Here is a 23,687-nt window from a genome sequence, read left to right on the forward strand (position 1 = left end):
ATTATATAAAATTATATTATAACTATTATTATATATCAACAATTTAATATTGTATAATAATAGCAACTTATGAAACACCTAATTTATATCATGTATATGTCAATATATGATAAATAATTTGTACCTTATGAGAAAAAAAAATAATATGATGAAAAAGAGATTTGTATTATGTGCATTAATTGGATTTTGCGCATTTAATCTAAGCAAGGCTCAAACTTATCCTCAGATTTTAGTTAATAATCAAAAATTTTCTGATTGGAACAGAGACGGAAAACTACAACCTTATGAAGATACTCGATTATCAGATTATGAAAGAATTGATGATTTGATTTCTCGGTTATCGGTTGAGGACAAAATACATCTTCTTTTAGGAACGGGAATGGTTGGATTTGAAATGTTAAAAGGTTTTGAAGCAATTGACCCAAAAGGCGTAACAATTCCTAGCTACCTTATACCTGGATCTGCAGGTTCTACCACTCCTATTGACAAATTGGGTATTCCTGCAGTAATATTTACTGATGGACCGGCAGGAGTACGTATTTCTGCAACCAGAAAAGGAGAATCAAATACCTATTATGCTACAGGCTTTCCGGTTGGTGCGCTTATTTCCACCACATGGGATGTGGAATTGGCTGAAGAAATTGGAAAAGCCATAGGAGACGAAGCTTTAAAATATGGTTCGGATATTCAATTAGCTCCTGCCTTAAATATAATGCGTAATCCTTTATGTGGACGTAACTTTGAATATTTTTCAGAAGACCCTTTAATAGCAGGTAAATTCGCTTCTGCTATCACTCAAGGAATACAAAAAAACGGTGTAGGAGTGTCTCTTAAACACTTTGCAGCGAATAATAGCGAAAATAACCGTATGGGTTTAAATGTGCATCTTTCTCAAAGAGCTTTAAGAGAAATTTATCTTCGCGGATTTGAAATTGCTGTTAAAGAATCTAATCCAGCCACTATAATGTCATCTTATAACAAGATCAATGGCACCTATACTTCTGCAAGCTATGATTTATTAACTACCATTTTACGTCACGAATGGGGCTTTAAAGGAACTGTAATTACAGACTGGTTCGGAGGTTATGCAGATGTATCCGCTATTAGTGATACCAGTCATGACGGTATAAGTAAAGATTCATATGAAGAGAAAATTTTTGCCCAACAAATTCATTCCGGTAATAATCTATTAATGCCTGGTACTCAGATACAATTCGAAACATTAAAAAAATATATAGATTCCAAAAGATTATCTATAGAAGATGTAAACAATTCCGTAAGAAAAGTATTGGAAATTATCTTTAAATCTCCACGTGTAGCCGGCTATGTGCCATATAATAATCCTGATTTAAAAAGTCATGGGCTTTTAAGTAGAAAAGCAGCTTCTGAAGGAATGATTTTGTTAAAAAATGATAACGGAGCATTACCTTTAAACAAAGGAAGTAAAATAGCACTATTCGGAAGCGGGTCTTATAATATTATTGCAGGGGGAACCGGAAGTGGAAATGTTAACAAAGCTTATGTAATTTCTTTACCTAAAGGCTTGGAAGAAAACGGCTTTCAAATAGATAAAAATTTAGACAAAACCTATACTTCTTTTGTTAAAGAGGAACTTAGAAAAACTGAAGAACTTAAGAAAAAATTATTAGCTATTTTACCCATTTTAACTCAGCCTACCATTAAAGAAAGAGTCATTGAAAATAGTGCCAAAGAAAATGATATAGCTGTGATCACAATCGGACGCGAGGCCGGTGAATCAGGAGACAGAAAAATAAAAGACGATTTTGATCTTTCGGAAAAAGAACAAAATTTAATTTCTGAAGTATCCAATGCTTTCCATAAATTAAATAAAAAAGTTGTAGTAATTGTTAATTCCGGTAGTGCTATTGAAACCTCCAGCTGGAAAGGAAAAGTAGACGCAATTTTATGGGCAAGTCTTCCAGGACAAGAAGGAGGTTATGCTATAACAGACGTACTTTCAGGTACTGTAAATCCTTCTGGCAAATTAACTCAAACTTTACCTGTTAAGTATTCCGACGTTTCTTCTTCATCAAATTTTGATGGGGTTCCTGCAGAAAAACCTACAGATGTATCTTATAGAGAAGGGATATATGTTGGATATAGATATTTTAATACTTTCAACGTAACTCCTTCTTATGAATTTGGATATGGACTTTCTTATACAAAATTTGATTATTCAGAACCTGTTTTAAGTTCCTCTCAATTCAATCAAAAGCTGGTGATATCATTAAAAGTTAAAAATACAGGAAGTGTTGCTGGAAAAGAAGTTGTACAACTCTATCTTTCTGCTCCTAGAGGAGGGGTTGATAAACCTGCAAAAGAACTAAAAGGTTTCGTAAAAACAAAATTGTTAAACCCAGGAGAAACTCAAGTTGTCTTTTTTGAACTACAACCTAAAGATTTAGCCTCTTTCAATCCTTTAGCTTCTGCCTGGATTGCTGATGCCGGAGTTTATAAAATTGAATTCAGTTCTTCCGTTCTAAACAGTAAACAAACCTCTTCTTTTACATTACCTAATAAATTGATTGTTGAAAAAGTAAATAATGTGCTTAACAACGATCTTAATTTTCAAGATTTAAAATCCAATAGATAAAAAATAAAATAAAACTTGATTTTGAGAGTGGAAATAAATTATTTTTCCGCTCTTTTTTATATAAAATCTTTACTATTCGATTTATTTTTTGAAAAAATTAATTTGTACTTTTACCATCTTAATTTATTTTTCATTTTATGCCTTTAAAAGATTCTTTACAAACCACTTTACAAACAATACCATCGGAGGTAAGTTTGATTGCTGTTTCTAAAATGCATCCTGCAAGAGAAATTGAAGAAATGCATTCTTATGGGCAAATTGATTTCGGGGAAAATAAAGTTCAGGAATTAATGGGAAAATATGGACAATTACCTAAAAGCATTCGTTGGCACCAGATCGGACATTTGCAGAAAAACAAGGTGAAATACATCGCTCCTTTTGTCTATTTGATACATTCTGTTGATAGTTTAGAATTGCTGGAAATCATTGAGAAAGAAGCGATAAAAAATAATCGTCCTCTGGCTGTTTTATTACAAGTAAAAATAGCGCAAGAAGAATCTAAATATGGCTTAACTTTGGATTCGGCTCTTGAATTACTTACTTTTAAAAAGGAAGGAAAATTTCCACATGTTGCTATCAAAGGTCTTATGGGTATGGCCTCTTTTACATACAATAAGGAACAAATTAAGGCTGAGTTTTCTTATCTTCATAAATTTTATGAAACGCATCAAAAAGAATTTGGCTTGGAAATTTTATCTATGGGAATGTCCGATGATTATTTGCTTGCTATTGAATGTGGAAGCAACATGGTTAGAATTGGATCTAAATTATTCGGAAAACGAAACTACACCGTATAATCTTCAATCGGGATGGTTTGGAAAGCAATTTCTTTTAATTTATTATTTTGAGTAAAAAGATAATCTATTCTACCTAATAATAAACCGGCCCAACCTACTTGATTTAAAAGTACTTCTTTGCCTTCTTTGTTTATATATTTTTCGGGCTCTTTAAAAAATGTATGGGTATGCCCACCAAGTACTAAGTCTATATGTGAGGTTTGCTGACAAAGCTGTACATCACATACCTTATTTGGAAAATTCGGATATTTATATCCTATGTGGGAAAGGCAAATAACTAAATCGCATTTTTTTTCTTTTTTCAACATATAGGCCCGATCTTGAGCTATTTCAATAGGATCTAAATATATAGTTTCTAAATAATTCTTTTTTTCAACTAATCCTTCCAATTCGACTCCAATGCCGAATATTCCTATTTTTATTCCTCCTTTGTTTATAATCTTATAATCTTTGGTCAACCCTTCTAATATAGTGTTTGTAAAATCATAGTTGGAACAAAGGAAGTCAAATTGGGCATGAGGCAACTGCTTTTTAAATCCTTCCAAACCGTAATCAAATTCATGATTCCCCATAGTTGATGCTTCATACCCCATTTTGGACATTAATTTAAATTCCAATTCTCCTCCGAAAAAATTAAAATAGGGTGTCCCCTGAAAAACATCCCCCGAATCTAACAATAATACCTGCGGTTCTTCCTGTCTAATAGCTTCAATTAAGGTCGCTCTTCTTGCAAAACCACCTTTATTTGAGCTATGAGCATAAGTAGGAGGAAATGGATCTATCCTACTATGTTGATCATTTGTATGCAGTATAGTTACTTTTTTGTCAGACTTTAAAATTTGGGAAGCAAATGATATTGATGGAAGATTTAATGCCCCTCCTGCTAGTATGGTTGTTTTAATAAAATCTCTTCTTTTCATATGAAATTATTTTAATCTTCATAAATTAATCTTTGATCCGTTAGCTCCGGTAATTCTTTGTATTTTTTTACTTGTTCCAAAAGTATATCTCGTAATTTCAGATGCGTTATTTTTTTAGAATCAGACTTCACAAAAAAATTCATTCTGTCTCCCCCGTTCATTAAATAATCTATTGTTACTACCCAATATTTCTTAGTATTGTCAAAATCATTACCTCCGATTTTCGCAGTATACAATTGGTCATTTTTATAAATAAGCTTAATTCCAGCCAAAGGATGTCCTTTCTTTTCTGTTCTTATATAATCAAACATTTCTTTCATTTGTGAATCATCGAGCTGTATATATACCAATTCATTTTCAAAAGGCGCTACTTCAAATATATTTTCTACGGTTACCACTCCTTTAGGGATAATAGATCTAATTCCGCCAATATTTAACAAGCAAAAATCGGGATCAGGAATAGAATTCTTTTTTGCATATATTTTAGCATAATCTAATACTAAATCGGCTAGTAAATTACCTTCGTTACTGGAATATCCGGTCTTAGTAAAATCTACCCTTGCATAGCTAATTGGTTGATTCATTATTGAATCCATTTGTTTTTTATAAGGGTAGATATATTGTATATATTGAGAGTCAGACTTGATTGAATCATTTATTTCTTGATTAAGATAGGCTTTAAATATTCCTATTGATTTAGTTGTTTTGCAATTTATTATAAACACTATTAAAATGCAAAAAAGAATTAATTTTTGAATTTTTTTCATATTTATGATATTTATAAACCTAAAACTTTTCAAAAATAACAAATTCTAATGTTTAGGTAATATTACATTTATTTAAATCTACGCATTATATTTAATATTTTTATACGTTTAAGGTCAAATATATACACCTAATTGTCTTAATAACTTATTATTTAATCTAATAAGTTACTGCTCTTTATATTGCTATACAATATCAACCGATTCTAAAGTATATTTTATGATGGTCATGACAATCATAAAATAAAGGAAAGTATCTTTCCCATTTTACATCCTATATCGATTAGGATTATTCATATGTTTAATATTGATTACTTTACGACTTCTAAGATCTTTATTATCCATGGCTTTTATTTTATATTTTTCAAGATTAAAAAATTCCTTTTGGAAAGAAATATGGACTGTATCAATATCTCCTGTTACTCTTTCGATAATACCAATAAGCTGGTAAGAAACAATCCTCTTTCCAATTTTGATTTTGTTTTGCTATATTAATTATAAATTTTTATGTAATAAAATCTCGAATAAACGATATATTTTTTTTAATAGCTTTTTATTATTTTTTTATGTTTGACTAAATATTCATGTGTAATTATTCTACTGGGATATTTTTTGTTTTTGTCTTACGTTATTTTAACAAAGAAATCAAATTATTTAATACACCCAATATTTGTAAGTCTATTTGTAAGTCTATTTATTAGTTCTTTATTAATAATTATTTATAATGCTCCAATTCATGAAAAAATTAATCCCTATTTATGTTTTTATAATTTATTATACATTTTCAATTCATTCTTTAATATGTCAGTTTTAGTTTTACACATTTATTATTATATTTTTTGTTTTTATAGCCTTTTTATTTATACATTTTTACATTTATTTACTTATTAAAAATAAAAACTATAAAAGAAGTTATTTTGGTCACAATTATCTTTATACCTTCCATTTTTTTGTCTTTACTTCTTATATTAAAATCACAATATATATTCTGGACACCAAATTATTATTTTATTCGTTTGATTTTATTATATATGATTATTATTTATTTAACAATATATAATTTTATATGAAACATAAGAAATTCATTCTTAGTATTATTTTAACCTTTTTTTATTTATATATTCTACTAATTTTAGTATCTAGATTATTTTTTTAAATTTAATTTTTTCTTAAATTAGAAATTTAAAAAGCTTTTTATATAAGAATCATGTGATAAAGGCAATATTACTTATATTTGTTGAAGTTTATAATTATTTATTTAGATGAAAATCCTTATAACTGGTGTAGCGGGTTTTATTGGCTTTTATTTATCCGAGTCTTTAGCTAATCGGGGAGATGAAATAATCGGCCTGGATAACATTAATGATTATTATGATGTTTCTATAAAATATGGAAGACTTAAGAGTTTAGGCATTGAAAAATCAGACATTGAATATAATAAACTAATTTTAAGCTCTAAATTTCGGAATTTTTCTTTTATAAAATTAAATCTTGAGGATAAAGAGAATATTGAAAAATTATTTAAAAAGGAAAATTTCGACAAAGTAATTAATCTTGCCGCACAGGCTGGAGTCAGATATTCTTTAATAAATCCACAAGCTTATATCAATTCTAATATTACTGGTTTTCTTTCTATTTTAGAATGCTGTCGGAATTATGAAATCAAGCATTTAACATACGCAAGTAGCTCCAGCGTTTATGGATTGAATGAAAAACAGCCGTTTTCCTCTAAAGATAATGTAGATCATCCTGTTAGTTTATATGCTGCCAGTAAAAAAAGTAATGAGCTAATGGCACATACTTATAGTCATTTATTTGGGATACCAACCACAGGCTTACGTTTCTTTACTGTATATGGACCATGGGGTAGACCTGATATGGCATTATTCATTTTCACTAAAGCTATTTTAGAAAATAGACCTATTGATGTATACAACTATGGAAAGATGGAGCGAGATTTTACATACATTTCCGACATAATACAAGGGATTGTCAAAGTCAATGATAATCCTCCTAAAGGAAATAAAAACTGGAATTCTAAAAATCCGGATCCTTCCTCTTCGAAGGCTCCTTATAAAATTTATAATATAGGTAATAGTAAACCGGTTGAACTTATGAGTTTTGTTAAGACCATAGAGGAAGAATTGGGGATAAAAGCTCATATAAATTTACTTCCCATACAGCCAGGAGATGTTCCAGCTACTTACGCCGATGTGACTGATATAGCTGAAACACTGGGCTACAAGGCCGAAGTTTCTGTTAAGGAAGGTATTAGGAATTTTATTAATTGGTATAAGGAATTTTATTCTTTTTAACTGAAATGATTATGAGCTTTTCAACTGAAAATTTAAAAATTTGCGTTATTGGTTTAGGATATGTTGGATTGCCATTAGCCTTAGAATTTGCAAAAAAATATAAGGTTATAGGCTTTGATATATCTTCTAATAGAGTTTCTCAATTAATTAACCATAAAGACATTACATTAGAAGTCTCTTCAGAAGAAATAGCTAAAGTTTTAGTCAATTCCATACAAAGCTTAGATAATAAAAACGGCTTTTACCCTACTCACGATAATTGTCATATTAAAGATTCAACAATCTATATTGTTACAGTACCAACTCCTGTAGATTCTTCTAATAGACCGGATTTATCACCTTTATTATCTGCTAGCTCTACAGTCGGAAAAGTAATAAAAAAGGGAGATATTGTTATTTACGAGTCTACTACTTACCCTGGTTGTACTGAAGAAAAATGTATACCTATTATTGAAGAAGTATCAGGACTGAAATATAACATTGATTTTTTTGCCGGATATTCTCCTGAAAGAATAAATCCAGGAGATAAGGTAAACACATTAACCCACATAAAAAAAGTAACTTCAGGTTCAACTCCGGAGGTTGCTGAATTTGTTACTCATTTATATGGTTCCATTATTACTGCAGGTACTTATCAAACTAGTAGTATTATAGTAGCTGAATCTGCTAAAATAATTGAAAATTCTCAACGAGATATTAATATTGCCTTTGTAAACGAATTGGCAAAAATATTTAATTTATTAGGTGTAGATACAACAGAAGTTTTGGAAGCTGCCGGAACTAAATGGAATTTTTTACCCTTTAGACCTGGATTAGTCGGTGGTCATTGCATAGGTGTAGATCCCTATTATTTAGCGCAAAAGGCTATGGAAATCGGATATCATTCCGAAATCATTCTTGCCGGAAGACGACTAAATGATTCTATGCCTTCTTATATTGCTTCAGAAGTAATTAAATTAATGATAAAAAAAGATATTATCATTAATAATTCCTCTATCTTGATTTTAGGCATTACTTTTAAAGAAAATTGCCCTGATGTAAGAAATACTAAAGTTGCTTCAATTGTCAAATGCTTACATGAATATGATTTAAATATATCAATATGTGATCCTTTAGCTAATCCTGAAGAAGTTAAATATGAATATGGTTTAGATATCTTTAACAAGATTCCTGAATCGCAAAAATTTGATACTGTAATATTAGCCGTTCCTCATCAAGAATTTAAAGATCTAAATATCAAAAAATATTGTAAAGAAAATTCTGTTATTTATGATTGCAAATCTTTCTTAGACAGAGATCTTGTAGATTCCCGATTATAAAAAATTTTATGATGTATCCTTTAATCACAGTTTCTATTCCTGTCTATAATTGCGAAAAATATATTGAACGTAGTATTAATTCTGTTCTACAACAAACCTACCCTAATATAGAAATTTTATTGGTAGATGATAAGGGAAATGATTCAAGTTCTCATATTATAAAAGAAATTCAATCTAAGCATAAGGACAAAGTACGAATTGTTGAACACGAATCTAATCAAGGTTTGTCTATAGTTAGAAATACGGGAATTGATCAAGCAAAAGGTGAATACTTATTTTTTTTAGATTCTGATGATACTATTTCCCCCAATTGTATTACAGAATTATTTGAGTTAATTTCTAAAACTAATTGCACTATTGCTGTAGGGGAAATTTTGGCAAAGAATACTTTTAAAAATATTGAATATAAAATTTTCCCTTTTATTCATTCCCTTACTTATCTTGAGGGTAATGAAAACATATTTGAATATTTCTGTAAAGGTTTCTGGCCTGTTAGTGCATGCAATAAACTTTTTAAAGTGGATTTTTTCAGAAAAAATAAGATCTATTTCATCAGAGATTTATATTCACAGGATGAACTATGGTCTTTTCACACTGCATTAAAACTTGAAAATATTGCCTTTTTACATAAAATTACTTATTTTTATTATTTACATGGAGAATCTATAATTTTTAATAAAACTAAAAGAAATTTTGAAAATCATCAGACCATCATGGAATATTTTACGAAAGCTTATAAGGAATCAGGTCCATTAAGAAGAAAATTTATGCTTAAACACATCATTTCTTTTAAGGAAACTACCCTTTCTATGCAATGGAAATTTATGAAAAACGATACTACCTACTGGAAACAAAATTATCAACGATTAAAAAAAGCTCCTTCACTATCATTTGTTAATTATTTTTCTTCATTTTTTTCAAAAGATCAAAAGAAGAAAAATTTTTTCCAAAATTTACCCCTTACAATTGGATATAGATTATTTAAATGGAGATATGAAAGAGAATAAGTGTTTAATAATTAGTGCTTTAAAAACAACAAAGATTTAATGATATATTTCATCTGATAATTTAAATTTAATTTAGCACAATAAGGATAAGTTAGTATGTATTGATAAAGCACTTTCCATGATAACTGTTTTTGAGCAAGAAAATATCCCAAAACACTTCTCTTATAAGTTTTTTCTAAAAATTTAGAATTAAACGGACATCCTTTTTCTTCATTATATTTAATTATTTTTTTTGCCCAAATAATAAATGCCTTTAAATCATTAAAATTTCTTAAAACTTGATGCACTAATAAAGCGTCTATCCATTTTTGATTATACAATTCGGAGTTTTCTTCTACTAATTTATTTAACACCTTATAATGAAAATATTTAGAAATTTCCTCTTGATTTTTATTTTTTATTATCTTATTTTTATTTTTTTTAAATGAAGCTTGATTTCCGGTAATTCTATAATTGTATAATACTTCAGGAATAGTCATCAATTTTCCTCCTTTTTCTAATATTCTAATAAAAAATTCATAGTCTTCGGAGAAACGCAAATTTTCATTATACCATAAATTATTTTCTTTTAAAAAAGTTACTCTAAACATAGATGCAGGATGGGCTATGGGACATCCTAGCAATACCTGATCTTTTATTTCTGAATGAAATAATGAAAATTTTATTACTTTTTCTTCTAACTCAAAGGTTTTTAAAAAAGTAGAACATACTGTTACATCCGGATTTGATTCCATCCATTGGACTTGTTTTGCAATTTTATCCTTCTCATAATAATCATCTCCATCCAATAATGCAATATATTTCCCTTTTGCTTGTGTAATACCAATATTTCGAGTATTGGCAGGACCTGTATTTTTTAACTTTTGAATTAAATTTATTTTTCGATTCTCTAAATATTTATGTTTTATTATGTCAACAGTCCTATCCGTAGATAAATCATCAACAATTAAAATTTCTAAGTTTGAATACGTTTGATTTAATAAACTATCTATTCCAGTCTCAATATATTTTTCGACATTATAAGTTGGCACTATTATCGAAACTAAAGGCTGATCCATATTAAATAAATTTATATATTCCCTGTTTAATTTAAAAAATAAATATAATTATGCTTTTTCGTACAAAATTATCAAAAAACAAGTTTATGTTATTTAGATTAGATAAATATTTAAATAAAATTTAAAATTGTTTTAGTCCCAATTTATTTAATAAACAAATTATAAAATTCATATCTATTTTATAGTAATCACATTAAGTGTTTAAAAGTTTATAATTGTAAAATAAAAACAATTTTTTTATATATTTATTTTTTATTAAATTAATTGTTTAGTTTATTTAACATCTTATCTTTACAGGATAAAATCATAAATTTCAAATAATTACATAATATAGGCATTAATATAAATATATATTTGAAAATAATTTTATGTATAAATAAAATTTTATTAATCTTCCTTAATATTCGTATATATAGTATATATTAAATAAATTTATTTTTAAATTAAAACTAATTCACATGAAAATATATTGATATAAACGCAACACAATTGATCGAAAATATTTATATTTACCCTTATGGAGAAAAGATCAATAGATAAATTTCTTTGACAATGCAGATTTAATTATTTGTGTGCAAAGAATAAATTTTGTTTTTAATGTTGATATTGCATCAGAGCTACAAATTCGTATTTATCCTGATTTTAACAATGGACTACTTTTGTTTACTTAAAAGATATCTCCGAAGGAACTATTGACATTTAAAACCTTAATGGGGAAATTCTTTTTTCTACGAAATTTAACTGAACAAATAATTTTTGATGTTAATATACAAAAAAATCTTTCGGTATTTATATTGTTACTATCTTTTCAAAACAAACAGTTATTTCTAAGAACGTAATCAAAATTTGATTTTCTAATAAACAATATTATTGCAAAAAATTCATTCCCGTTTTTTCCGAAATTTTTCTGTTTTTTAAAATTGGTTTTGTTTGAATTTTTGTTAATATTTTAAATTTATTTCCTACCAATTTAATTGATTTATAATCTAAAAAAAGAATCGCCCTTACTAAATCAGAAAATAATATTCTGTACTCTATAGTTTTTCTCTTTCCTGATAGTAGGGGATTCGAAATGTCTAATATAATTTTTCTTTTATATTTAGTTAACAATGCATCATAATATGTATGGGGAGGTCTTTCTTCTCTATCATGGAAAACTTTTACCGAAGGTACAATTCCTATTTTCATAGATTTATATCGTGCTCTATGTACATAATTATCATCTTCGGCATAATGATAAAATGTCGGATTAAAGCCACCAATAGTCTCAATTGTTTTTTTAGGTAGTAACCAACAAGCAGCTGGAACAAAATCAAAATTCAAAATAACTTCATCGCTTATTTTTTGACTGCTTAAAATGGAATAAAGTTTACGACATTTAAAAGGATTAATGCAGTTATAAAATCCCTGATCTATTAGATTTCCTTCTCCATTCATATGCAAAGGACTTATAATTCCGTAGTCCGGATTTTTATGGCTATTTTTAACTAATATTTCCACTGTGTTATATTCTACCCATGCATCCTGATTAAGTAAAAAGAAATAATCTGCTCCTCTATCATAAGCTTTTTTTATTCCTATATTATTCGCTTTCCCAAAACCTTCATTTGATTTATTTTCTATAAGCTCTATTGTTGGATAGTTCTTTTTAATAAAATCCACACTTTCATCAGTTGATACATTATCAATGGCTATAATATTTATCTTTAAAGTTGATTTTAATAATGAATCAAAACATTTTTGTATCCAATGTTTCTGCATTCCATTATAAATAACTATTATAGCAAATATATTTCTCATATTATTTAGTAAGCAATTTTTCGTATATTTTCATACGAAGATTTCCTAGTACTTCCTGTGTATAATTGGTTTTAACAAATTTTTGGGCATTTTGAGCCAGCTGATAGGCTGCTTCTTGATTTAAAAACAAATAATTTATTTTATTTATAAATTCATTTTTATCTTTAGCTATCATTACTTCTTTATTGTCCTCTACCTGAATCCCCTCAATTCCCACTTCTGTTGTTACTACGGGAGTTAATTGTGCCATTGAATATAAGATTTTAGTTCTTATACCACTGCCTACACGTATAGGTACTACAAGTATGCTATTACGAGAGTGTTTATTTAAATCTTCTACAAAACCTAAAAATTTAATATGTTTATAATTTTCAAATTGCTTTTGATTTTCTTCTGTCCATTTTCCAATTACTTCTAAATTCAACTGCGTTTTTTGATAAATTTTTTCAAATATTTCTTCTATAAACCATTTTAACCCATCATAATTTGGTGTGTGTACATCTGAACCAACAAATATTAACTTTTCAATTGTAAATTCTTCTTTTTCAATAGAAGTAAAAGCTTCGTCTAAAACTGGAAATGGAGAAGTATAGATATTTTCTTTTTGTAATAAATTTTGTAATTTTTGTTTATCAATATCGCTAAAGGTAAATATAGCCGAATATTCTTTCAACATTGTTTTTTCAATATTCTTTGTTAAATTATATATATATTGAAAATATTCTTCTGATTGATGATCATTTTTAATTTTTCCTGAATTTTCTAATCTTGCAAAAAATATTTCGTGATTAACAAAAATAGTAAGTATTTTTTTGCCTTTATTTATTGCAAAAATTAGATTCAAAAATCCTATATGTTCAATTTGAATAATATCGGGTTTTTCATTCTCAAATATTTCATTAATCTTTTCTACATATTCTTTATTTAGTGGTTCTGTAAAATTTACACAATTTAATATATCCTCATTAGCTATATTAAAATTTTTATTTATTGAAGTATTACTTTTATTTGATAATACATCTACAAATTTATATATAAGGTATTTTGTTTTATGATATATTTTAAGAAATCGTGGTTTATTAATCTTTTGGGGAATACAATTGATAGTGTAAATATCAACATCTGGCCATAATTTGCTTAGTTCCTCAACCGCTTTAAGATGTGATTCTCTTCTTAAAATAAATAAAAAAATTAATTTAATTTTTTTTCTTAGATAATCTGCAAATGCATACTGGGAAACAATTCCTCCTTCGGAAAGTGGATAAGGTATAATAGGTGTAAGTATTAGAATTTTTTTCATACATCAATTGAAATGGTTTATATTTCTTTTATATAATTTTTCCAAAATAATAAATTCTTATGCCAGGCGTGACAGCCAAAGGGTAAATCGGGATTTATTATTTTCATACCTATGCTCGGACATGGATCTAATGAAAAATGAGCTGCCTTCTTAAAAAATGGAATTTTAATTTTATTCACTATTCCTTTGTTCACTTCATAGCTCCAAAAAACATCCTCATTATAAAGGGATGTAGAATCATTTCCTATATATTTATTGATAACTTTTGAGGAATATTTTTCTAAGATTTTATAAAATTTATTTATTTTTCGTAAAGAAAATCCCCCATTTCCGACTTGATAATATAGTGATTTTTCCGAAATATCTTTTTTTAAAATTTTATCTAAATATTGTTCAGTAAAAAATTTTAGTTTTTCAAATTTAGATAAATTATATAGGGTATAGGTAAACCAAGGTGCTCCAATATAATCGTATTTCTGATGACACCAGTATTCCAAGTCATCTTTAAATATATAACAATCTAATTGGTATATTAACATATATTCGTATTTTAAAAATTCTTTATAAAAATTAGAACTTAACATTAATCTATTATACGATTGTATGCTTTCAAAATAGCTTGCAGGAAACCTTTTATGGGATAAATTTAATAAAGTGTTACTTTGTGTTATTTTATGATATTCTTTTAATGATAGATTTTCCGGACATATAAAGCTTATAGGATATTTTTTTCCTAATACTTTTAAAACTCGCCTTAAGGATATTTCCTCAAAACTTGTAAATTTTTCTCGATATATTGGAATAATTATAATTACCAAATTATCCATTTTTATTTCTTAATAAAGCACTTATTTTATAATAAGATGCCCATATATTAATTATTTTATTATATAATTTTATTTTCTTTTTATGTGATAGGTAGCTTAAACCCCATATCTTATACATTAATATCAGCCTCTTGTTTATATTACTACTTTTCAGATAATAATATAAATTTTTATTATCATTTATGAATGATTCTTGTATTAAATTGTAAAATAAACTTTTTGCTAATGGAGAATCATCTTTATGTTTATTATATATTTTAATATCATCTACTACCCACTTATCTTTTAATAAGGTTTGTGTAAGACTTGTTTTATGTAATCTATATTTTGCTGAAATATATTCTGAATACTGAATTTTATAGTTTTTAGCTATTCTTAGCCACATATCGTAATCTTCATAATTTAAACTTTCATCAAAATATCCTATTTCTGATAAAATTTTAGATTTTATCATTATGGTCATGGCCGGTATAAAATTACCTTTTAATAATTTTTCATAAGTAATACCATCCGTAAGATAAGAAAAATCTGAGTTATATTTTTGTATAAATTTTCCTGATATTGGTTGCGAGTTTTCATCTATAAGATAAGCATCAGAAAAAATCATTCCTGTTTTATCATCTGTATTTTCTAATAACTGTACTTGTGTATCAGTTTTTTGGGGTAACATTATGTCATCAGTGGCTATAGAGGAAATGTATTTTCCTTTTGCTATTCTATATCCATCATTAATCGTGGCACATACGCCTTTATTTTTAGTATGTTTTATAAATTTATAGGGTTTATTAAAAGTAAGTAACCATTTTTCAATTTTTTCAATACTATCATCAGTAGAACAATCATCTACAATTATTAGCTCTATATTTTCATAAGTTTGTTGAGCTATACTATCTAATGTTTCTATAACATATTTACTATTATTATAATTAATAGCTACAATACTCACCAATGGAAATTTTTTTTTCAAATCTGCCTTAAAATTGATTTAAATGAATAATTACTTTAGTAAGTTCTTCTTGTGTTATTTGTGAACTTATTGGTAAACTTAATACTTCTCTACTTAATGTTTCTGTAATCGGAAGTTGTAATTGACTGTATATTGAATAGGCTTCTTGTTTATGAGGAGGGATAGGATAATGAATTAAGGTTTGTATATTATTGTTTTGTAAATATCCTTGTAAATTATCTCTATATTTCGATCTTATAACAAACAAATGCCAAACATGCTCTTTATTTTTCAAGCAATCTTCAATTTTTGGTAATTCAATTTTTGAATTTTTTATATTTTGTAAATAGTAATTGGCAACTTCTCTTCTTTTTTGATTATCCTGATCTATATATTTTAATTTAATATTTAACACAGCTGCCTGGATTTCATCTAATCTACTGTTTACTCCTCGATATTTATTTATATATTTTTTTTGTGACCCATAATTTGCTAAAGCTTTTATTGCTTGCGCTAATTCAGCATCATTAGTGCTTACTGCTCCGGCATCTCCTAAAGCCCCTAAATTCTTTCCAGGATAAAAACTAAACCCCGCGGCATCTCCTAAATTACCTGTCTTATTTTCTTTCCATTCTGCTCCTATAGCTTGAGCATTATCCTCAATAATTTTTAGTTTATATTTTTTAGCTAATGATTTTAATTCCTCAGAAAAAACTACTTGCCCATATAGATGAACAATCATAATTGCTTTAGTTTTTGATGTAATCTTTTCTTGAATTTTTGAAATATCGATATTAAAAGTATATGGATCCGGTTCTACAAAAACAGGAATTAAACCATTTTCTGAAATTGATAATACCGAAGCTATATAGGTATTTGCAGGAACTATTACTTCATCTCCATGCTCCATAACTCCTAGCTCTAAATACCCTTTTAGAATCAAGCGTAATGCCTCTAAGCCATTACTTACCCCAATTACATATTTTGATTTTATATAATTTGAAAGATTATTTTCAAACGTTTTTACTCTATCTCCAAGGAGGTACCAACCTGATCGAAAAACATTAATTAATTCTTCTTCTATTTCTTGTTGATATTGGAGATTTATTTTTTGTAAATCTAAAAACTTTATCATAGTTTTTGAATCTTTCCTTCTTTAGTGATTATCCCTTTTTGAATTGCAGGATTTCCATACCATACTGTAAAGGGCGGTATATTTTTTGTTATTACACTTCCTGCTCCGATTAGGCTATATTCGCCTATAGTATGGCCTGCTATTATCGTTGAATTAGCTCCTATAGAGGCTCCTTTTTTTATAATTGTTTTTTCAAAAGCACTTGGATAGCATTTAGAACGTGGAATTAAATCATTTGTAAAAGTAACATTAGGACCAATAAATACATTATCTTCTATAATTACCCCATCCCAAATCTGAACTCCTGACTTTATAGTAACATTATTTCCTATTGTAACTTCATTTTCAATAAATACATTAAAATTAATATTACAATTTTTTCCAATTACAGCATTTTTTAAAATTACACAAAATTGCCAAATTAATGTATTATCCCCTATATTTTGAGTTTGTACATCAGAGGTAGGATGAATTCTAATCATTTGCTTAATTTTTTAAATTCGTCATAGTCTCTTATGTAATCATTTTCTAAATAAAATTCAGAGGCTAAGCACAATAATACAGCATTATGAGAAAATTTAATATCTCTCCAAATTTTACTAGGAATAAATAATCCTTTTTCAGGAGAATCTAAAATAAACGTTTCTTTATTTCCATATATGTCTTCTGTTTTAAATTCAATTGTTCCCGAAACAGCAAATATCATTTGTTTAAGCTCTTTGTGGGCATGACCACCTCTTTGTATATCCTGAGGAGTAAAATAAGTCCAATAAACTCTTTTTATTTCAAAAGGTATATTCAGATTTTCTTCCGCAACAGTTATATACCCTAAAGCTGAAGACCCTATCTTTGATAGTATAACTATATGTGGTTTCCCAATATTATCCATAAAATTTATTCGAAAAATTAAGTTCCGGTCGTATTACTCCTGGAAGTAAGTTACTATTAGATCCTAAAGATTCGTTTAATATTTCAAATTGAATTACTTCATTCTGAATATATAGAGGATACTTTTGCTCTTCACCAAAAATCAAATTAAATTTATAAATCCCAGCATTTAATAAATTAGGCTCAATTTGTCCTATTACTTTATATATCCCCCTTTTTGAATCTTTATTTATTGTTATTAGTTCTCCTGTATGAAAGATGGTTATTTCATCAGAATTTCTCAATTCAAAAGTAACATCTAAATTTATACCAATTTTATTGTTATAAAAAATTAATTCAAACTCTACCCCAGAGGAAATTGTTAAATAATTTCCTTTAATAGGCTTAGTCAAAAATTTTATTATTCTTATATTTCCATTCCCTGGAGCAGTTTCAATATCGCCTTCATGTATAAGATAAGAAGAAATATTAGTTAATTTTTGATAATATTCTACAGAATCTAACGCTCTACCTATGTAAGAAATTCCTCCATGTTGCATAACTACCCCTTCATTACAAAGAGTTTTAATAGCTGCCATATTATGACTCACGAATAGTACGGTTCTTCCATCATTAACACTTACATCCTTCATTTTACCTAAACATTTTTTTTGAAATTCTGCGTCTCCAACTGCTAGAACTTCATCTACTATAAGAATATCGGGTTCTAAATGTGCCGCTACGGCAAACGCAAGGCGAACATACATACCGGAAGAATATCTTTTTACAGGGGTATCAATGTATCTTTCAACACCGGAAAAATTTACTATTTCATCAAATTTAGAACGTATTTCTTTTTTTGTCATCCCCAAAATGGCTCCATTTAAAAATATGTTTTCTCTTCCTGTCAATTCGGGATGAAACCCTGTTCCAACTTCTAATAAGGAAGCTATTCTTCCATTAATTTTTATACAACCTGAAGTGGGCGAAGTCGTTTTAGATAATATTTTTAATAAGGTTGATTTTCCTGCTCCATTCCTTCCTATAATACCTAATACTTCACCTTGTTTTACTTCAAAATTTATATCTTTTAATGCCCATACATAATCTGAAGAACCTTTTGTTGTTCTATCATTGGTTTCACCAATCTTAGTAAAAGGATCACCTTTTCCCATGGTTTTCCACCACCATCTTTTTATATCCTGTTGTAAGGTTCCTGTGCCTACTTGGCCTAATCTATATAGCTTTGATATATTTTCTATTTTTATTGCTATGTTATTCATATTTTAATTCATGATTTTTAAAAGAACTATAATTAAGACTACTATGTTTCTCTGAGAGATACTTACACGGTGTCCATAAAGCTTCTTTCCACTTTATTAAATATTAAAATACCAAAAAATATGCTTAAAAAAGCAAATACTGTACTATATAATAATCCGCCCCAACTTAAGACTCCTTCTCCCAAAAATCCATATTTGAAAGCTTCAATAATAGGAGAAATTGGATTTATCATAGCTATCCAATGAAATTTTTCCGGTAATTTATTATAAATCATAGTTATAGGATAGATAATTGGGGTAGCATACATAAGTAATGATATTCCAAATGATAACAAATAAGATAAATCCCTATATTTTGTAGTTAGTGAGCTAATGAGCATACCGAGACCTAATCCAATTCCAGCCATAAGTATAAGTAAAAAAGGAAGTAAAATAATATATATAGTACTATTTATTTGTACCCCTATAACTAAATAATATAATAAAAAAATTATAAATAAGATAAATTGAATTCCAAATTTCAGCAAGTTGCCAATAACTATTGATAATGGCATAATTAAACGGGGAAAATAAACTTTTCCAAAAATACTTGCATTATCTCTAAATACTGAAGAGGTACCAATTAAACAATCTTGAAAATAGTTCCAAAGAGTTAATCCTGATAAATAAAATAAAATTCCTGGTATTCCATTTGTCTTTATACCGGCAATACTACCAAAAACAACTGTAAACATCAAAGATGTTAGTATTGGATTAAAAAAAAACCAAAGAGGTCCTAGGATGGTCTGCTTATAATTGGCAACAAAATTTCGTCTAACCATAAGAAATAATAAATCCCTATAATTCCAAACTTCTTTTAGCTTAAAATCGAATAGGGAATGTTTTGCACTAATTTGTTCAGTCCATTTTTGCTTTTCTTCCATTTAATTTTAGATACTAACGTTTATAATAGGTAATATTTTTAAGGTATTCTCCATAACCACTTTTTCCATATTTATTAGCAATTTCGTATAATTTTTCAATTGTAATAAACCCTCTTTTATATGCAGTTTCCTCTATACACCCAATTTTTATACCTTGTCTTTTTTCTATAACACGTATATACTCTGTCGCATCGTGCAAAGAATCAAAAGTTCCTGTATCTAACCATGCGGTACCTCGGTCCATAACTCCTACTTCTAATTCTCCTTTTTCTAGATATACTTTATTTACATCTGTTATTTCGTATTCTCCCCTAGCTGACGGCTTTAATTGTTTAGCTATTTCTACTACCTGATTATCATAAAAATACAAGCCGGGTACTGCATAATTGGATTTAGGAATTAATGGTTTTTCTTCGATTGAAATAGCTTTCATATCTCCATTAAATTCTACTACTCCATATCTTTCAGGATCATTTACATGATAAGCAAAAACTATGGCTCCTTTTGGATTAGTTTTAGATCTTAATAATTTACCTAATCCTGATCCATAAAAAATATTATCTCCTAAGATTAATGCTACCGAATCATCACCTATAAATTTTTCACCTATTATAAATGCTTGAGCTAAACCATTAGGAGTGTGTTGAATTTCATAAGTTAAATTACATCCAAAGTCAGAACCATCTCCCAGTAATTTTTTAAATGCTTCTTGATCATGAGGGGTAGTAATTATTAAAATATCTTTAATCTCTGCATCCATTAAGACTGATAATGGATAATAGATCATTGGTTTATCATATACAGGCATTAGTTGCTTACTTACAGCTATAGTAAGTGGGTATAATCGGGTCCCTGACCCCCCGGCTAATATTATTCCTTTCATATAATTATTTTATTATAAATGTATTAAACATAAAATTATAATCGGACATATCGGCATTGTTTTTATTTTCTATTATTTGTACCGTAATTGTTTTATTTTCATATTGTATGACACCCACTTGTCCATATATTTTATTCTTAGTATCATCAGCCTCATAAAAGGTTGATATACAATCAAATTTACCTAAACGTATAAACTTATTTTCATTTGTAACTTTAAAATTTACTTTCTGATAAAACGTTCGAAGTTGGTTGATTTGATTGTTCAATATTGAATCCACAGATAACTTTTGCTTAAAAATACTTATAGCCATTGTGCTTTCTACGCTGTAATTAGCGTATTTGTCTAATTCTATATATCTGTTACCCTCTTTTAAGTAATCATCTTTTACCTTCCAATAAAAAGGTAAATCAATTGATAAACCTTCTTTTTGGTAAGCTTGCGTAGCTTTGGTGTTATTTTCTTTATTTTTTGTACAGGAAATAATTATAATTAATAATGAGAATATAAATATTTTTATTTTATTTATAGTCATACCTAAATTAAATCATATTGCTCATCATAATATTTTCTGTAAGAGCCGCTCGTTACATGGTTCAACCAATCTTGATTATCCATATACCAATCAATAGTTCTTGTTAACCCTTCTTCAAAATTTACTGAAGGCTTCCACCCTAACTCCTTATTTATTTTACTCGCATCAATAGCATAACGTAAATCATGTCCAGGACGGTCTTTGACAAATGTAATTAATTTTGCACTTTCTCCCTCACTTCTACCCAATTTTTTATCCATCAACTTGCAGACTAAATGAACCAAATCAATATTTTTCCATTCATTAAATCCTCCTATATTATAATTATCTTTGTTCCTTCCTTTGTGGAATACCAAATCAATTGCAATAGCATGGTCAACTACATAAAGCCAATCTCTGGTATAATTCCCATCGCCATATACTGGCAAATTCTTATTGTTTAATATATTATGAATCAATAAGGGAATAAATTTCTCAGGAAAATGGTTAGGACCATAATTATTTGAACAATTAGTAATAACAACCGGCAAGTTATAGGTATCTGCGTAGGCTCTTACAAAATGATCTGAAGATGCTTTTGAGGCAGAATACGGAGAATGAGGATTATATTTAGTTTCTTCTGTAAAAAAACCGGTTTCATTTAAAGTTCCATACACTTCATCAGTAGAAACATGATGAAATCTTTTACCTTCATAATTTTTATTCCATATTTTTTTTGCTGCATCTAAAAGAATAACAGTTCCAATAACATTTGATTTTACAAATTCCAACGGTGTGGTTATAGACCTGTCAACATGGGACTCGGCTGCTAAATGAATAACTCCATCCGGATCAAATTCTGAAAATATTTCTGTTATTTGCTTTTCATCAGTGATATCGGCTTTTATAAACTGATAATTAGGTTTGTCTTCTATATCTTTTAAATTTTCTAAATTCCCCGCATATGTCAATGCATCAAGATTTAGAATCATATATTCCGGATATTGATTTACAAATCTTCTTACTACATGCGAGCCGATAAACCCAGCACCACCTGTAATTACTAATTTTTTCATTTATTTTTAAAAATTATCTATCCTTTAATTAATTTTCTTCCTATACTTTTATAATAAAAACCTTGAGCTTGTAATTCATCTAAATTATAAAGATTTCGTCCGTCGAAAATTGCCTTATTAATCATTTTTTTCTCTAAAATATCGAAATGCGGATTTCTAAATTCTCCCCATTCTGTTACTATAATTAAAGCATCTGATCCTTCTACACATTCATACATGTTTTCCGCATATTCTATTTTATCGCCTAAAATTTTTTTCACATTTTTCGATGCAATTGAGTCATACGCTCTTACTTTAGCTCCCTTATCCAACAACATCTCGATTATTTCAAGAGAAGACGCTTCACGTATATCATCAGTATTCTCTTTAAAAGCCAGCCCCCATATTGCTATTTGTTTATTTTTTAAGGTGCCTAAATATTTTTCTACTTCTGGAACTAAAATAGTTTTTTGTCTTTGATTAACTTCTTCTACAGATTCAAGAATTTCAAATGTATACCCAACTTCCTTACCACTTTTTAATAGAGCTTTTACATCTTTGGGAAAACAACTTCCTCCATAGCCCACACCTGGGAATAAAAACCTATTGCCAATTCTTTCATCTGATCCCATACCTAATCTTACTTTATCCACGTCTGCTCCCACTTTCTCGCAATAATTAGCAACTTCATTCATAAACGTAATTTTAGTTGCCAAGAAAGAATTGGAAGCATATTTAGTCAGCTCGGAAGATTTTTCATCCATTTTTATCAATTTAGCTCCGGCATTTGTCAATGGTAAATAAATTTTATCCATTATTTCAAAGGCTTTTTGTGAACTAGCTCCTACTATTACTCTTTCCGGATTCATAAAATCTTCAACTGCATATCCTTCACGTAAAAATTCAGGATTTGAAACAACATCGAATGGTTTTTGTGTTTTTGATTTTATTAGATTTTTAACTTTCTCGGATGTACCTACCGGAACCGTACTTTTATTTACAATTAGTGTATAATCTGTCATAAGATTCCCTATCTTACCGGCCACGTCTAAAACATAAGACAAATCGGCGGAACCATCTTCACCAGGAGGAGTAGGCAATGCCAGAAAAATAACGCTTGAAACTTTCATGGCTTCACTCAAATCAGTTGTGAAGAATAAACGCCCCCCTTTTATATTTCTTAGAAATACTTCCTCTAATTGCGGCTCATAAATGGGTACTCGACCATTTTTCATCATGGATACCTTCTCTTCATTTATATCAACACAATGTACACTATGCCCTAAATCAGCAAGACAGGTTCCAGATACCAGCCCAACATATCCCGTTCCTACAATTGTAATATTCATATATTTAAATA

General features: G+C 28.3%; 21 protein-coding genes. 5 read left to right on the forward strand and 16 right to left on the reverse strand.

Annotated features, from left to right (window positions below; translation table 11 throughout):
* Positions 1-148: 148 nt before the first annotated feature.
* Together Q0T35_RS02875 and Q0T35_RS02880 are read left to right on the forward strand one after the other, a co-directional pair.
* A complete protein-coding gene (locus Q0T35_RS02875) occupies positions 149-2,614 on the forward strand; it encodes a glycoside hydrolase family 3 C-terminal domain-containing protein (RefSeq protein ID WP_293917610.1) in 2,466 nt (821 codons plus the stop codon).
* Positions 2,615-2,751: 137 nt separating this feature from the next.
* The gene (locus tag Q0T35_RS02880) at positions 2,752-3,411 is read left to right on the forward strand and encodes a YggS family pyridoxal phosphate-dependent enzyme (protein WP_293917612.1); all 660 of its coding nucleotides are present in this window, start codon (positions 2,752-2,754) and stop codon (positions 3,409-3,411) included.
* On the opposite strand, the gene Q0T35_RS02885 is transcribed toward Q0T35_RS02880, so the two are convergent.
* Together Q0T35_RS02885 and Q0T35_RS02890 are read right to left on the reverse strand one after the other, a co-directional pair.
* Positions 3,399-4,331 (reverse strand): metallophosphatase, encoded by a 933-nt coding sequence (locus Q0T35_RS02885; protein ID WP_295840890.1) that lies wholly within the window; start codon positions 4,329-4,331, stop codon positions 3,399-3,401. The genes Q0T35_RS02880 and Q0T35_RS02885 overlap by 13 nt on opposite strands.
* 11 nt (positions 4,332-4,342) lie before the next feature.
* Entirely contained in the window at positions 4,343-5,098 is a 756-nt protein-coding gene (locus Q0T35_RS02890; protein ID WP_295840891.1) for a 5'-nucleotidase, read from the reverse strand.
* A 1,259-nt stretch (positions 5,099-6,357) separates the two neighbouring features.
* Between Q0T35_RS02890 and Q0T35_RS02895 the strand changes: the two genes are divergently transcribed.
* The 3 genes from Q0T35_RS02895 to Q0T35_RS02905 are packed head-to-tail and all read left to right on the forward strand — an operon-like array spanning position 6,358 to position 9,736.
* Complete coding sequence (locus Q0T35_RS02895) at positions 6,358-7,410, forward strand: NAD-dependent epimerase (protein WP_295840892.1); 1,053 nt, start codon at positions 6,358-6,360, stop codon at positions 7,408-7,410.
* 11 nt (positions 7,411-7,421) lie between these two features.
* Positions 7,422-8,729 carry a nucleotide sugar dehydrogenase gene (locus tag Q0T35_RS02900; protein ID WP_295840893.1) on the forward strand — a complete coding sequence of 436 codons (1,308 nt, stop codon included), beginning with the start codon at positions 7,422-7,424 and terminating at the stop codon, positions 8,727-8,729.
* An 11-nt stretch (positions 8,730-8,740) separates the two neighbouring features.
* The gene (locus Q0T35_RS02905) at positions 8,741-9,736 is read left to right on the forward strand and encodes a glycosyltransferase family 2 protein (protein ID WP_295840895.1); all 996 of its coding nucleotides are present in this window, start codon (positions 8,741-8,743) and stop codon (positions 9,734-9,736) included.
* Positions 9,737-9,747: 11 nt separating this feature from the next.
* On the opposite strand, the gene Q0T35_RS02910 is transcribed toward Q0T35_RS02905, so the two are convergent.
* The 14 genes from Q0T35_RS02910 to Q0T35_RS02975 all read right to left on the reverse strand — a co-directional run bounded on the left by Q0T35_RS02910 (position 9,748) and on the right by Q0T35_RS02975 (position 23,676).
* A complete protein-coding gene (locus Q0T35_RS02910; RefSeq protein WP_295840896.1) occupies positions 9,748-10,794 on the reverse strand; it encodes a glycosyltransferase in 1,047 nt (348 codons plus the stop codon).
* Between the two features lie 867 nt (positions 10,795-11,661).
* Positions 11,662-12,594 carry a glycosyltransferase family 2 protein gene (locus Q0T35_RS02915; RefSeq protein WP_295840897.1) on the reverse strand — a complete coding sequence of 311 codons (933 nt, stop codon included), beginning with the start codon at positions 12,592-12,594 and terminating at the stop codon, positions 11,662-11,664.
* Between the two features lies 1 nt (position 12,595).
* Positions 12,596-13,894 (reverse strand): glycosyltransferase, encoded by a 1,299-nt coding sequence (locus Q0T35_RS02920; RefSeq protein WP_295840898.1) that lies wholly within the window; start codon positions 13,892-13,894, stop codon positions 12,596-12,598.
* A 17-nt stretch (positions 13,895-13,911) separates the two neighbouring features.
* Positions 13,912-14,721 carry a DUF5672 family protein gene (locus tag Q0T35_RS02925; RefSeq protein ID WP_295840900.1) on the reverse strand — a complete coding sequence of 270 codons (810 nt, stop codon included), beginning with the start codon at positions 14,719-14,721 and terminating at the stop codon, positions 13,912-13,914.
* A complete protein-coding gene (locus Q0T35_RS02930; RefSeq protein WP_295840902.1) occupies positions 14,714-15,667 on the reverse strand; it encodes a glycosyltransferase in 954 nt (317 codons plus the stop codon). Before Q0T35_RS02930 ends, Q0T35_RS02925 begins: the two co-directional genes overlap by 8 nt.
* 28 nt (positions 15,668-15,695) lie before the next feature.
* Complete coding sequence (locus tag Q0T35_RS02935) at positions 15,696-16,802, reverse strand: DegT/DnrJ/EryC1/StrS family aminotransferase (protein WP_295840904.1); 1,107 nt, start codon at positions 16,800-16,802, stop codon at positions 15,696-15,698.
* Positions 16,799-17,284 carry an acyltransferase gene (locus Q0T35_RS02940; RefSeq protein WP_293919385.1) on the reverse strand — a complete coding sequence of 162 codons (486 nt, stop codon included), beginning with the start codon at positions 17,282-17,284 and terminating at the stop codon, positions 16,799-16,801. The genes Q0T35_RS02935 and Q0T35_RS02940 overlap by 4 nt, the downstream gene beginning before the upstream one ends.
* Positions 17,281-17,691 carry an FdtA/QdtA family cupin domain-containing protein gene (locus Q0T35_RS02945; protein ID WP_295840906.1) on the reverse strand — a complete coding sequence of 137 codons (411 nt, stop codon included), beginning with the start codon at positions 17,689-17,691 and terminating at the stop codon, positions 17,281-17,283. The genes Q0T35_RS02940 and Q0T35_RS02945 overlap by 4 nt, the downstream gene beginning before the upstream one ends.
* Positions 17,684-18,952 carry a polysaccharide ABC transporter ATP-binding protein gene (locus tag Q0T35_RS02950; RefSeq protein ID WP_295840907.1) on the reverse strand — a complete coding sequence of 423 codons (1,269 nt, stop codon included), beginning with the start codon at positions 18,950-18,952 and terminating at the stop codon, positions 17,684-17,686. Before Q0T35_RS02950 ends, Q0T35_RS02945 begins: the two co-directional genes overlap by 8 nt.
* A gap of 62 nt (positions 18,953-19,014) precedes the next feature.
* A complete protein-coding gene (locus Q0T35_RS02955; RefSeq protein ID WP_295840909.1) occupies positions 19,015-19,875 on the reverse strand; it encodes an ABC transporter permease in 861 nt (286 codons plus the stop codon).
* 13 nt (positions 19,876-19,888) lie between these two features.
* A complete protein-coding gene (gene rfbA, locus Q0T35_RS02960; RefSeq protein ID WP_295840910.1) occupies positions 19,889-20,758 on the reverse strand; it encodes a glucose-1-phosphate thymidylyltransferase RfbA in 870 nt (289 codons plus the stop codon).
* Positions 20,759-20,762: 4 nt separating this feature from the next.
* Positions 20,763-21,293 (reverse strand): hypothetical protein, encoded by a 531-nt coding sequence (locus Q0T35_RS02965; protein WP_295840911.1) that lies wholly within the window; start codon positions 21,291-21,293, stop codon positions 20,763-20,765.
* Between the two features lie 2 nt (positions 21,294-21,295).
* On the reverse strand, positions 21,296-22,348 hold the full coding sequence (gene rfbB, locus Q0T35_RS02970) for a dTDP-glucose 4,6-dehydratase (RefSeq protein ID WP_295840912.1): 1,053 nt from the start codon (positions 22,346-22,348) through the stop codon (positions 21,296-21,298).
* 17 nt (positions 22,349-22,365) lie between these two features.
* A complete protein-coding gene (locus Q0T35_RS02975; RefSeq protein ID WP_295840913.1) occupies positions 22,366-23,676 on the reverse strand; it encodes a UDP-glucose/GDP-mannose dehydrogenase family protein in 1,311 nt (436 codons plus the stop codon).
* Between the last annotated feature and the right edge of the window lie 11 nt (positions 23,677-23,687).

This window comes from uncultured Apibacter sp., assembly GCF_946479295.1.
Lineage (GTDB): Bacteria > Bacteroidota > Bacteroidia > Flavobacteriales > Weeksellaceae > Apibacter.